This is a genomic window from Burkholderia sp. FW306-1C-G01B (assembly GCF_058781685.1).
The window spans coordinates 1-12,758 of sequence record NZ_JBYSWZ010000014.1; the positions used below are offsets into that span (position 1 = coordinate 1).

General features: G+C 66.3%; 12 protein-coding genes. 9 read left to right on the forward strand and 3 right to left on the reverse strand.

What is annotated here, in order from left to right:
- Positions 1-186 precede the first annotated feature (186 nt).
- A complete protein-coding gene (locus AC3WLY_RS25505) occupies positions 187-963 on the reverse strand; it encodes an enoyl-CoA hydratase (protein ID WP_175963149.1) in 777 nt (258 codons plus the stop codon).
- Positions 964-1,092: 129 nt separating this feature from the next.
- Here AC3WLY_RS25505 and paaN point away from each other — a divergent pair, with 129 nt between their 5' ends.
- From paaN to paaK, 5 genes are all read left to right on the forward strand, one after another.
- Positions 1,093-2,799 (forward strand): phenylacetic acid degradation protein PaaN, encoded by a 1,707-nt coding sequence (gene paaN, locus AC3WLY_RS25510; RefSeq protein WP_175963150.1) that lies wholly within the window; start codon positions 1,093-1,095, stop codon positions 2,797-2,799.
- 87 nt (positions 2,800-2,886) lie between these two features.
- Entirely contained in the window at positions 2,887-4,089 is a 1,203-nt protein-coding gene (gene pcaF / locus AC3WLY_RS25515) for a 3-oxoadipyl-CoA thiolase (RefSeq protein WP_492308841.1), read from the forward strand.
- A 45-nt stretch (positions 4,090-4,134) separates the two neighbouring features.
- Positions 4,135-4,926, forward strand: coding sequence for a 2-(1,2-epoxy-1,2-dihydrophenyl)acetyl-CoA isomerase PaaG (gene paaG, locus AC3WLY_RS25520; protein ID WP_492308840.1), 792 nt, complete (start codon positions 4,135-4,137; stop codon positions 4,924-4,926).
- Between the two features lies 1 nt (position 4,927).
- Positions 4,928-5,380, forward strand: a complete 453-nt coding sequence (gene paaI / locus AC3WLY_RS25525) for a hydroxyphenylacetyl-CoA thioesterase PaaI (protein WP_175963153.1) — start codon at positions 4,928-4,930, stop codon at positions 5,378-5,380.
- Between the two features lie 38 nt (positions 5,381-5,418).
- A complete protein-coding gene (paaK, locus tag AC3WLY_RS25530; protein ID WP_492308839.1) occupies positions 5,419-6,717 on the forward strand; it encodes a phenylacetate--CoA ligase PaaK in 1,299 nt (432 codons plus the stop codon).
- A 252-nt stretch (positions 6,718-6,969) separates the two neighbouring features.
- On the opposite strand, the gene mltA is transcribed toward paaK, so the two are convergent.
- Entirely contained in the window at positions 6,970-8,202 is a 1,233-nt protein-coding gene (mltA, locus tag AC3WLY_RS25535; RefSeq protein WP_492308838.1) for a murein transglycosylase A, read from the reverse strand.
- Between the two features lie 80 nt (positions 8,203-8,282).
- Positions 8,283-8,657 (reverse strand): Co2+/Mg2+ efflux protein ApaG, encoded by a 375-nt coding sequence (apaG, locus tag AC3WLY_RS25540; RefSeq protein ID WP_083534227.1) that lies wholly within the window; start codon positions 8,655-8,657, stop codon positions 8,283-8,285.
- Positions 8,658-8,840: 183 nt separating this feature from the next.
- On the opposite strand from apaG, the gene rpe reads away from it, so the two are divergent.
- The 4 genes from rpe (at position 8,841) to AC3WLY_RS25560 (ending at position 12,751) form a co-directional block, all read left to right on the forward strand.
- Positions 8,841-9,527, forward strand: coding sequence for a ribulose-phosphate 3-epimerase (gene rpe, locus AC3WLY_RS25545; RefSeq protein ID WP_011883156.1), 687 nt, complete (start codon positions 8,841-8,843; stop codon positions 9,525-9,527).
- Between the two features lie 4 nt (positions 9,528-9,531).
- Complete coding sequence (locus AC3WLY_RS25550; RefSeq protein ID WP_492308837.1) at positions 9,532-10,296, forward strand: phosphoglycolate phosphatase; 765 nt, start codon at positions 9,532-9,534, stop codon at positions 10,294-10,296.
- Between the two features lie 357 nt (positions 10,297-10,653).
- On the forward strand, positions 10,654-12,147 hold the full coding sequence (gene trpE, locus AC3WLY_RS25555) for an anthranilate synthase component I (protein WP_034183729.1): 1,494 nt from the start codon (positions 10,654-10,656) through the stop codon (positions 12,145-12,147).
- 13 nt (positions 12,148-12,160) lie between these two features.
- On the forward strand, positions 12,161-12,751 hold the full coding sequence (locus AC3WLY_RS25560; RefSeq protein ID WP_072443047.1) for an aminodeoxychorismate/anthranilate synthase component II: 591 nt from the start codon (positions 12,161-12,163) through the stop codon (positions 12,749-12,751).
- The last annotated feature ends 7 nt before the right edge of the window (positions 12,752-12,758 follow it).

Sequence of the window (12,758 nt, forward strand, 5' to 3'; positions counted from 1 at the left end):
TTCCGTTAGCGCGAAAGAGGCGTGATTCTATGCACCCGCCCCCGTCTCCGCAAGCCCTTTTGTGAAATTATTTTGAAAAAGCCCCCGTGCGCTCACGCGCACGGAGGCTTGGGGCTCGACGGGTCGGGCAACCGCGCCGCAACCATCGCCAACCAGTCGCCAGACACCTGCCGCGGCGCAGCCCACTCAGCGGTTCTTGAACTCGGGCTTCCGTTTCTCGACGAATGCCGCCATCCCTTCCTTCTGGTCCTCAGTCGCAAACAGCGAATGGAACAGCCGGCGCTCGAAGTGGACACCCTCTGCCAGCGTCGTCTCATACGCGCGGTTCACCGACTCCTTGACCATCATGACCGCCGGCAGCGAGAACTCGGCAATCGTCGCCGCGGCCGCAATCGCCTCGTCGAGCAGCTTGTCGGCCGGCAGCACGCGCGACACGAGCCCTGCTCGCTCCGCTTCGGCGGCGTCCATGAAGCGCGCGGTCAGGCACATGTCCATCGCCTTCGCCTTCGACACCGCGCGCGGCAGACGCTGCGTGCCGCCCGCGCCCGGCATGATGCCCAGCTTGATCTCCGGCTGGCCGAACTTGGCCGTGTCCGCCGCGAAGATGATGTCGCACATCATCGCGAGCTCGCAGCCGCCGCCCAGCGCAAAGCCCGACACCGCGGCAATGATCGGCTTGCGGATCTGACGGACCGTCTCCCAGTTGCGCGTAATGTAGTCGCCCCGGTAAACATCCATATAGGAATAGGTCGCCATCATGCCGATGTCCGCGCCGGCTGCGAACGCCTTCTCGCTCCCCGTCACGACGATCGCGCCGATGCCGTCGTCCGCATCGAACGCCTTCAGTGCATCGCCCAACTCATCCATCAACGCATCGTTCAGCGCGTTCAGCGCCTTCGGACGGTTCAGCGTAACCAGCCCGACACGCCCCCGGGTCTCCGCCAGGATGTTCTCGTAAGCCATCTATTTCTCCTCGATCAATGAAATGAGAAACGCCTCGCACATGCGAATAGTTTGATGCTAACATTCTCCGACCAACCGGTCGGTTAATTAATCGATCCAACCCCTCTCATCGTCCATCAGGCCGCCGCCATGACCCATGCACTGTTCACGAAGCACGAAGACACGTTGAAGCACGCACTCGCCGCCATCGAGAGCCGCGGGTACTGGAGCCCGTTCGTCGAAATGCCGAGTCCCAAAGTGTACGGGGAAAGCGCGAACGCAGACGGCGAAGCAGCTTTCAAGTCGCACCTCGACAAGACGTTCGCGCTCGACCAGCCGGCGTCCGGCGAAACGGTCGGCGCGGAGCGATCGCCGTACGGCATCGCACTGGGCATCCGGTATCCGAAGTCGGCGCCCGACGCACTGATCGCCGCCGCAGCCGCCGCGCAACGCACGTGGCGCGAAGCCGGCCCCAGCGCCTGGATCGGCGTCAGCCTCGAAATCCTCGCGCGCCTGAACCGCGCGAGTTTCGAGATCGCCTATAGCGTGATGCACACCACGGGGCAGGCATTCATGATGGCGTTCCAGGCCGGCGGCCCGCACGCGCAGGATCGTGCACTCGAGGCTGTTGCCTATGCATGGGACGAACTGCGCCGCATCCCGGCCGATGCGCACTGGGAAAAGCCGCAAGGCAAGAACCCGCCGCTCGCGATGCACAAGCGCTACACGATCGTCCCGCGCGGCACGGGACTCGTGCTCGGCTGCTGCACGTTCCCGACCTGGAACGGCTACCCGGGCCTGTTCGCCGATCTGGCAACCGGTAACACCGTAATCGTCAAACCGCATCCGGGTGCGATCCTGCCGCTCGCAATCACGGTCCGGATCGCCCGCGACGTGCTGCGCGAAGCCGGGTTCGATCCGAACGTCGTCACGCTCCTTGCGACCGAGCCCAACGACGGCGCCCTCGTTCAGGACCTCGCGCTGCGCCCCGAGATCAAGCTGATCGACTTCACGGGCAGCACGCAGAACGGCACGTGGCTCGAACGCCATGCCCACCAGGCACAGGTCTACACCGAGAAGGCCGGCGTCAACCAGATCGTGATCGACTCGACCGACGACCTGAAGGCCGCAGCCAAGAACATCGCGTTCTCGCTGGCGCTGTACTCCGGCCAGATGTGCACGGCGCCGCAGAACATCTATGTGCCGCGCGACGGCATCCGGACGGCGGACGGCCATGCGAGCTTCGACGAAGTCGCGCAAGCCATCGCGGTTGCCGTGCAAAAACTCACCGGAGACCCGGCACGCTCGGTCGAACTGATCGGCGCAATTCAGAACGACGGCGTGACCGCACGTATCGAGGACGCCCGCCAGCTCGGCCGCGTACTCGCCGACAGCGTGGCCCTTCAGCACCCCGCGTTCCCCGATGCCCGCGTGCGCACACCGCTCGTGCTGCAACTCGACGTGACCGATCGCGAGAAATTCACGCAGGAGTGGTTCGGCCCGATCTCGTTCGTGATCGCGACCGACTCGACCGCGCAGTCGCTCGATCTCGCCGGTGAAATCGCGGCGGAACATGGCGCGCTGACCTTCTCCGTCTACAGCACCGACGACGCAATCGTCGACGCCGCCCACGACGCAGCGGTGCGCGGCGGTGTCGCGCTGTCGATCAATCTGACGGGCGGCGTGTTCGTCAACCAGTCGGCCGCGTTCTCCGATTTCCACGGCACGGGAGCCAACCCGGCTGCCAACGCGGCGCTGGCCGACCCGGCGTTCGTCGCCAACCGGTTCCGCGTGGTGCAAAGCCGCGTCCATGTTGCCCCGAAGGCGGTACCCGCGGAAGCTGGCCAAACGGCATAACTCGAATGGCGGACGTGCAAACGCCGCCACGTTCTCTACCATGAACGAATCCGCCACCCGGCGGGTTCGTTGCCCATCGATACGCCCATGACAGACGCCTACATCTGCGACGCGATTCGCACCCCCATCGGCCGCTACGGCGGCGCCCTGAAAGATGTCCGTGCCGATGATCTCGGCGCGGTGCCGCTCAAGGCTCTGATCGAGCGCAATCGCCACGTCGACTGGACGGCGATCGACGACGTGATCTACGGCTGCGCGAACCAGGCAGGCGAAGACAACCGCAACGTCGCGCGCATGTCGGCGCTGCTCGCGGGCCTGCCGACCGCCGTGCCGGGTACGACGCTGAACCGGCTGTGCGGCTCCGGGATGGACGCGGTCGGCACGGCCGCGCGCGCGATCAAGTCGGGCGAAGCGCGCCTGATGATCGCCGGCGGCGTCGAGAGCATGACGCGCGCGCCGTTCGTGATGGGCAAGGCCGCGAGCGCGTTCGCACGCCAGGCCGACATCTTCGATACGACGATCGGCTGGCGCTTCGTCAATCCGCTGATGAAACAGCTTCACGGCGTCGATTCGATGCCGGAGACGGCCGAGAACGTCGCGGTCGACTACAACATCAGCCGTGCCGACCAGGACCTGTTCGCGCTGCGCAGCCAGCAAAAGGCCGCGCGTGCGCAGCAGGACGGCACGCTCGCCGAGGAAATCGTTGCCGTCACGATTGCGCAGAAGAAGGGCGATCCGGTGGTCGTGTCGCGCGACGAGCATCCGCGCGAGACGTCGCTCGAAGCACTCGCGAAGCTGAAGGGCGTCGTGCGTCCCGACGGCTCTGTAACGGCCGGCAATGCATCGGGCGTCAACGACGGCGCGTGCGCGCTGCTGCTCGCCAATGCACAGGCAGCCGATCAGTACGGCCTGCGCCGCCGCGCGCGCGTCATCGGCATGGCGACGGCAGGCGTCGAGCCGCGCGTGATGGGCATCGGCCCCGCGCCGGCCACGCAGAAACTGCTGCGCCAGCTCGGCATGACCATCGACCAGTTCGACGTGATCGAGTTGAACGAGGCGTTTGCGTCGCAGGGTCTCGCGGTACTGCGCATGCTCGGCGTCGCCGACGACGATCCGCGCGTGAACCCGAACGGCGGCGCGATCGCACTCGGTCATCCGCTCGGCGCATCGGGGGCCCGGCTCGTGACCACGGCGCTCCATCAACTCGAGCGTACGGGCGGCCGCTTTGCGCTCTGTACGATGTGCATCGGCGTCGGCCAGGGCATCGCACTCGCGATCGAACGCGTGTAACCGACACGCCGCGCGCCTATAACGAAGTCATGAAGGAGACACTGCATGTCCTACCAAGCGATTCAGCTGGATATCGATCAGGCCGCGCGCGTGGCCACGATCACCCTCAACCGCCCCGACAAGCTGAACAGCTTCACGCGGGCGATGCATCGCGAACTGCAGTCGGCTCTCGATGAAGTCGAAGCGGCCGGCGCACGCGCGCTGATTCTGACGGGTACGGGGCGCGGCTTCTGCGCGGGCCAGGACCTCGCCGACCTCGACTTCACGCCGGGCGCGTCCACCGACCTCGGCACGCTGATCGACGAGCATTTCAATCCGCTGATCCGCCGCCTGCAGCGTCTGCCGCTGCCGGTGATCGCCGCCGTCAACGGCACGGCGGCCGGCGCCGGCGCGAATCTCGCGCTCGCATGCGATCTCGTGTTCGCCGCCCGCTCGAGCAGTTTCATCCAGGCCTTCGTCAAGATCGGGCTCGTACCCGATTCAGGCGGCACGTGGTTCCTGCCGCAACGCGTCGGCATGGCACGTGCGCTGGGGCTCGCGCTGACCGGCGACAAGCTCGGCGCCGAACAGGCCGAACAGTGGGGCCTGATCTGGCGTGCGGTCGACGACGACGCACTCGCCGCGTCAGCCCGCCAGCTCGCGACCCAGCTCGCGCAACAGCCGACGCTCGCGATCGCATCGATCAAGCAATCGATGCGCGACAGCGTCACGAACACGCTCGACCAGCAACTCGACCTGGAACGCGACATGCAGCGCAAGCTGGGCCAGTCGCTCGACTATGCGGAAGGCGTGAAGGCATTCGTCGAGAAGCGTGCTCCACGCTTCGAGGGGCGTTGACATGACGGCCGCCACCGCCACGCTCGATCCCGATTCGCTCGCCCGCGCCACCGCACAGGCCATGTACGACGCCGACGCATGCAGCCGCGCGTTCGGCATGGAAATCGCGGAAGTACGCGCCGGCTACGCACGCCTGCAGATGCGCGTGCGGCCCGAATTCCTGAACGGGCATCGGACCTGCCACGGCGGGATCATCTTTACGCTCGCCGATTCGACATTCGCGTTCGCGTGCAACTCGTACAACCTGAATACGGTCGCTGCCGGCTGCTCGATCGAATTCCTGCGCGCCGTGCACGGCGACGACGTGCTGACGGCCGAGGCGATCGAACAGGCGCGCGCCGGCCGCCACGGCATCTACGACATCCGCGTCACGAACCAGACAGGCGAAACGGTCGCGATGTTTCGCGGCAAATCCGCCCAGATCAAGGGCACGGTCATCCCGGAAGACCGCTGACGTCAACGGCTCGCACATAACAAACACTGGAGACATGCATGACTACCTCGCTACCGCTCGAGCCGATCGAGACCGCCTCACGCGACGAGTTGACCGCGCTGCAGCTCGAACGCCTCAAGTGGTCGCTCCGGCATGCGTATGACCACTCTCCCGTCTATCGTCGCAAATTCGACGACGCGGGCGTGCATCCCGACGACCTGAAAACGCTCTCCGACCTGTCGCGCTTCCCGTTCACGACGAAAGGCGACCTGCGTGACAGTTACCCGTTCGGGATGTTCGCCGTGCCGCAGGACCAGATCTCGCGCATCCACGCGTCATCGGGCACGACCGGCAAGCCGACGGTCGTCGGCTATACGGCCGGCGACATCGACACGTGGGCGAATCTCGTCGCGCGCTCGATCCGCGCCGCCGGCGCACGTCGCGGCGACAAGGTACACGTCAGCTACGGGTACGGCTTGTTCACCGGCGGGCTCGGCGCGCACTACGGCGCCGAACGTGCAGGATTGACCGTGATCCCGTTCGGCGGCGGCCAGACCGAGAAGCAGGTACAACTGATCCAGGATTTCCGGCCCGACATCATCATGGTGACGCCGAGCTACATGTTGTCGATCGCCGACGAAATCGAGCGCCAGGGCCTCGATCCCGTGCAGAGCTCGCTGCGCATCGGCATCTTCGGCGCGGAGCCATGGACCAACGACATGCGCGTCGCGATCGAGCAGCGGATGGGCATCGATGCGGTCGACATCTACGGGCTGTCCGAAGTGATGGGCCCCGGCGTCGCGTCCGAATGCGTCGAGACCAAGGACGGCCCGACCATCTGGGAAGATCACTTCTATCCGGAAATCATCGATCCGGAAACCGGCGAAGTGCTGCCGGACGGCGAATTCGGCGAGCTCGTGTTCACGTCGCTGACGAAGGAGGCGCTGCCGATCATCCGCTACCGGACACGCGACCTCACGCGCCTGCTACCCGGCACCGCTCGCACGATGCGCCGGATGGAAAAGATCACCGGCCGCTCGGACGACATGATGATCGTGCGCGGCGTCAACGTGTTCCCGACGCAAATCGAGGAACAGTTGCTCAAGCAGCGCGCGCTCGCACCGCACTATCAGATCGTACTGACGAAGGAAGGCCCGCTCGACGTGCTGACGCTCAGCGTCGAGCCCTGTCCCGACACCGCTCCGGATACGGCGGCGATCCACGCGGCGAAACAGGCGCTCGCGCATGACATCAAGTCGCTGATCGGCGTGACGGCCGTGATCAACGTGCTGCCCGTGAACGGGATCGAGCGCTCGGTCGGCAAGGCACGCCGCGTCGTCGACAAGCGCAAGGGCTGACGGCAGACGCTGCGCGTGCGTCGCGCGGAGAGGCAATCCCGTTGCGCAACAAACGAAACAGCCCGATCGGCCAACGCCAATCGGGCTATTTATTGTGTTCCGCGACGTCGTTCAACGCGACAGGCGCATCACACGAACTGAAACCACACGGGTACACCGCTCTCGAACCGACGCACTCCACGCACACCGTCGCGCCCACGAATACCCCGCCTCATGCGCGGGCGGCTCCCGAGCAGCCGATGCCGCCTCACGTCACGAATTCGGGAACAGCAGCCACATCCGGCCGACCTGCTTCATCCGGCCGGCCTGGTCGCCTGCGTCGTCGCCGAGTCCCCAGAAATAGTCGGCCCGCACGCCGCCCTTGATCGCGGAGCCCGTATCCTGCGCGAACACGAGCCGGTTCATCGGCGTATTCGTCAGCGGACGCGTGGTCTGCAGGAACACGGGCGTGCCGAGCGGGATCGACGACGGATCGACCGCGATCGAACGCTCCGCCGTCAGCGGCACGCCGAGCGCGCCGATCGGGCCGTCCGCGCCGCCGTGCGGCGCGTCCTCCTTGATCGGCATGTCGCGGAAGAACACGAACCGCGGATTCGTATCGAGCAACGCGTCGACACGGTTCGGATTCGCCTTCGCCCACGCCTTGATACCCTGCATCGTCGCCTGTGCGGGCGTCAGCTCGCCGCGATCGAGCAACCACTTGCCGATCGAGCGGTACGGCTGGTTGTTGGTGCCGCCGAAGCCGACCCGCATCACCGAACCATCGTCGAGCAGCACGCGCCCCGAGCCCTGCACCTGCAGGAAGAACGCCTCGATCGGATCGTCGACCCACACGAGTTCGTTGCCGTTCAGGATGCCCGCACGCTCGAGCTGCGCGCGCGCAGGCAGCGCGGCGCCCGCGCGATAACCGGCCGGCCAGCGATAGAGCGCGTATTGATACGGGCCGCGGCGCACGCGCGAGCCATGCAGCAGCGGCTCGTAATAGCCGGTCACGAGCCCGTCGAGCGTGCCGTCGGTGTTCGCGAGCTGGAACGGCGTGAAATACGTTTCGAAGAAAGTGCGTGCGCTGCTGACATCGAGCTCGTCGAGCCGGTCGGCGGCCGCACAAGCGCGCTGCCAGGCCGGCTGGCGCGCGAGCCGCGCGCAGTTCTGCCGCAGCGCGGCCGTCGCGCCGAGCAGCGAATCGTCCTGCCAGCCCGGCACCTGCTGCCACGCAACCGGCGTGAGCCGCTTCGCGGCAACCTGCCCCGGCACGATCGCCGCGCCGGTCGGCGGCTTGAGCGCAGACGTTCGCGTCGGCGCGCCGCCGCACGCGGCCAGCAGCGCCGCCGCCGCGGCCGCCGCAACCCAGCCGGCCAGCCGGGGCCCAAACCACATACAATGTCCGTTCTTGATGGAAACCGCCATGTCAGATTTTCTCGACCAATATCCGATGCTCATCTTCGCGCTCGAAGCCTTCGTAGCGCTTGCCCTGCTGATCTTCATCGTCGTGTGGACGTCGTCGGGCAGAAAGAAGCACGCCCGCAACAACGATCGCCAGCCGCGCTGACGCGCTCCGCGCGCGCTCAATGCAGCGTGCGCGGCATGTGCAGTGCAAACTCGTCGACCGGCGCCTCGAAACGCTCGCCGTCCTCCGCCACGCAGAAGTACGCGCCACGCATCGTACCGACCGGCGTCGCGATCACGGCCCAGCTCGTGTATTCGAACTGCTCGCCCGGCTGCAGCAGCGGCTGGTGCCCGACGACGCCGAGCCCCTTCACTTCCTGCACGTGGCTCTCGCTGTCCGTGATGATCCAGTGACGCGCGATCAGTTGCGCCGCGACCTGCCCCGTGTTGCGGATCGTCAGCGTGTACGCGAATGCGTATTGACGGCGATCGGGGTCGGATTGTTCCGGCAAGTAGCTGGTTTTCACCGAAACGGTGAACTGATACTGACTCATGGTGTTTCCACTGGAGGGTGACTGTCCGTGCCGGCATGGGCGACGGGGCCGCGGACGCGCCGCTTTGGTTCGGCATTCTGCTTGATGCGGAATCGGGCCGCAACCGCACGGCCTGCCGCCGCGAGCCGGCCGCCGGGCGGTAGAATGTCGGTTTTGCGCCGCAACGTCCCCGCTCCCCCTGCCATGACCCAATTCCGCATCGCTCCCAGCATCCTGTCGGCCGATTTCGCACGGCTCGGCGAAGAAGTCCGCAACGTGGTCGCCGCCGGCGCCGACTGGATCCACTTCGACGTGATGGACAACCATTATGTGCCGAACCTGACGATCGGCCCGCTCGTGTGCGAAGCGATCCGCCCGCACGTGCAGGTGCCGATCGACGTACACCTGATGGTACGCCCGGTCGACCGGATCGTGCCCGATTTTGCGAAGGCCGGTGCGAACCTGATCAGCTTCCACCCGGAAGGCTCCGATCACATCGACCGCACGCTGTCGCTGATCCGCGACCACGGCTGCAAGGCCGGCCTCGTATTCAACCCGGCCACGCCGCTGAACTATCTCGACCACGTGATGGACCGCCTCGACTTCGTGCTGCTGATGTCGGTCAACCCCGGCTTCGGCGGCCAGTCGTTCATTCCGGAAACGCTGAACAAGCTGCGCGAAGCACGCGCACGTATCGACGCGTACACCGAGCGTACGGGCCGCGAGATCCTGCTCGAGGTCGACGGCGGCGTGAAGACCGACAACATCGCGGAAATCGCGGCGGCCGGCGCCGACACCTTCGTCGCCGGTTCGGCGATCTTCGGCAAGCCCGACTACCGCAAGGTGATCGACGAGATGCGCGCCGCGCTCGCCACCGTCGAGCGGAGCTGACGCCGTGGCCGAATCGTCGCTCGCCGGCCGTGCGCCGGCCGGGGCCGCAACGAACGCCGCCCCGATCCGCTTCGCCGCGCCGCGCATCGACGCGGCGCTGATCGATCTCGACGGCACGATGGTCGACACGGCCGACGATTTCACAGCCGGCCTGAACGGGATGCTTGCGCGGCTCGACGCGCCGGCCACATCGCGCGACGAAGTGATCGGCTACGTCGGCAAGGGCTCCGAACACCTGATCCAGAGCGTGCTGAAGCCGCGCTTCCCGGCCGGCGAGGCGCACGCGCGCTTCGACGACGCACTGGCGATCTACCAGACCGAATACGCGAAGATCAACGGCCGCCATACGCGCCTCTATCCGGACGTGGCCGCCGGTCTCGACGCGCTGCGCGCGGCCGGCATCCGGCTCGCGTGCGTGACGAACAAGCCGCACCGCTTCGCGGTCGAGCTGCTCGAACAATACGGGCTGGCCGATTGCTTCGGCATCGTGCTCGGCGGCGACAGCGTCGCACGCAAGAAGCCCGACCCGCTGCCGATGCTGACGGCCTGCGACGCACTCGGCGTCGCGCCGGACGCGGCGGTCGCGATCGGCGACTCGGAAAACGACGCGCTGGCGGGCCGCGCAGCCGGGATGGCGACACTGACGGTGCCGTATGGCTATAACCACGGCAAAGCTATACAAACGATAAATTCGGATGGTATAGTCGATTCGTTGCTGGTCGCGGCCCGCGCGATCACCGCGCACAACGCCGGCCGGCCAACCATCTGATTATTTCTTCCATCCGCATGTTTCTGAATAAAAAACGGAGTCTGAGCAGCATCGACCGGGGAGCCTGGCCCTGGCGTCGCTGGTCGCGCTAACCTCTTCGATGAGGTACGCTGAAGCACGTCTTCAGCGCCGTTTTTTATCTCGCTGCGCATCCGCGCGCCGATCGTCGCACCACCTCGAGTTCCACCGCGTCCGAACGCTTGCGTTCAGGATCGGCCGCAGGCTCGCGACGTTCACGCCCGGAGTGCCGGCCGGCAACAGGCACTTCTCGATCGACCGCCCTTTCGCCGACGGCAACCCGCGCAGCGTCAAGTGATCCCTGGCGCACGCGCCGCTCGTCCCGAACAGGACCGGAACATGACCGAACTCGAATTCCAATCGCTCGCGAACGAAGGCTACAACCGTATCCCGCTGATCGCGGAAGCCCTCGCCGATCTCGAAACGCCGCTGTCCCTCTACCTGAAGCTGGCCCAGCCCGAACGTGCGGGCGCCAACTCGTTCCTGCTCGAATCGGTGGTCGGCGGCGAACGCTTCGGCCGCTACTCGTTCATCGGCCTGCCCGCCCGCACGCTCGTGCGCACCCGCAACGGCGTGTCGGAAGTCGTGCGCGACGGCCAGGTCGTCGAGACGCATGACGGCGACCCGTTCCAATTCATCGAATCGTTCCAGGCGCGCTTCAAGGTGGCGCAGCGTCCGGGCCTGCCGCGCTTCTGCGGCGGTCTCGCCGGCTACTTCGGCTACGATGCGGTGCGCTACATCGAGAAGAAGCTCGCAAACACCGCGCCGCGCGACGATCTCGGCCTGCCCGACATCCAGTTGCTGCTGACCGAGGAAGTCGCGGTGATCGACAACCTCGCCGGCAAGCTGTACCTGATCATCTACGCGGACCCGGGCCAGCCGGAAGCCTACGCGAAGGCGAAACAGCGCCTGCGCGAACTGAAGCAGCGCCTGCGCACGACCGTGCAGCCGCCCGTCACGTCGGCGAGCGTGCGCACCGAGACGTTCCGCGAGTTCAAGAAGGAAGACTATCTGGCCGCCGTGCGCCAGGCGAAGGAATACATCGCGGCCGGCGAACTGATGCAGATCCAGGTCGGCCAGCGGCTGACCAAGCCGTACCGCGACAATCCGCTGTCGCTGTATCGCGCGCTGCGTTCGCTGAATCCGTCGCCGTACATGTACTACTACAACTTCGGCGATTTCCACGTGGTCGGCGCATCGCCGGAAATCCTCGTGCGCCAGGAAAAGCGCGGCGACGACCAGATCGTCACGATTCGCCCGCTCGCCGGCACGCGACCGCGCGGCAACACGCCCGAGCGCGACGCGGAACTCGCGACCGAGCTGCTCAACGATCCGAAGGAGATCGCCGAGCACGTGATGCTGATCGACCTCGCGCGCAACGACGTCGGCCGCATCGCCGAGATCGGCTCGGTGCAGGTGACCGACAAGATGGTCATCGAGAAGTACTCGCACGTGCAGCACATCGTCAGCTCGGTCGAAGGCAAGCTGAAGCCCGGCATGACGAACTACGACGTGCTGCGCGCGACGTTCCCGGCCGGCACGCTGTCCGGTGCGCCGAAGGTGCGCGCGATGGAACTGATCGACGAGCTCGAGCCGATCAAGCGCGGGCTGTACGGCGGTGCGGTGGGCTACCTGTCGTTCTCGGGCGAGATGGATCTCGCGATCGCGATCCGCACGGGCCTGATCCACAACGGCAACCTGTATGTGCAAGCGGCGGCCGGCGTCGTCGCGGATTCGGTGCCCGAATCCGAATGGCAAGAGACCGAGAACAAGGCGCGCGCGGTGCTGCGTGCGGCCGAACAGGTCCAGGACGGCCTCGATAGCGACTTCTGACCGGAGACTGACCATGCTGCTCATGATCGACAACTACGATTCGTTCACCTACAACCTGGTCCAGTACTTCGGCGAACTGGGCGAGGACGTGCACACGTACCGCAACGACGAAATCACGCTCGACGAGATCGCGCGCCTGAATCCCGACGCGATCTGCCTGTCGCCGGGCCCGAGCAACCCGCAGCACGCGGGCATCACGCTCGACGTGCTGCGCGAATTTTCGGGCAGGAAGCCGATCCTCGGCGTCTGCCTCGGCCACCAGGCGATCGGCGAAGCATTCGGCGGCCGCGTCGTGCGCGCGAAGACCATCATGCACGGCAAGGTGAGCCGGATCGAAACGGACTGCCGCGGCGTGTTCGCCGACCTGCCGAAGCATTTCGACGTCACGCGCTACCATTCGCTCGCGATCGAGCGCGAATCGCTGCCCGACTGCCTCGAGGTGTCCGCGTGGACCGACGACGGAGAAATCATGGGCGTGCGCCACAAGACGCTGCCGGTCGAGGGCGTGCAGTTCCACCCGGAATCGATCCTGTCCGAGCACGGCCATGCGCTGCTCGAGAATTTCCTGAAGCAGGCCCGCGCCGCGGCCGCGCAAGCCGCCTGACCGGAGC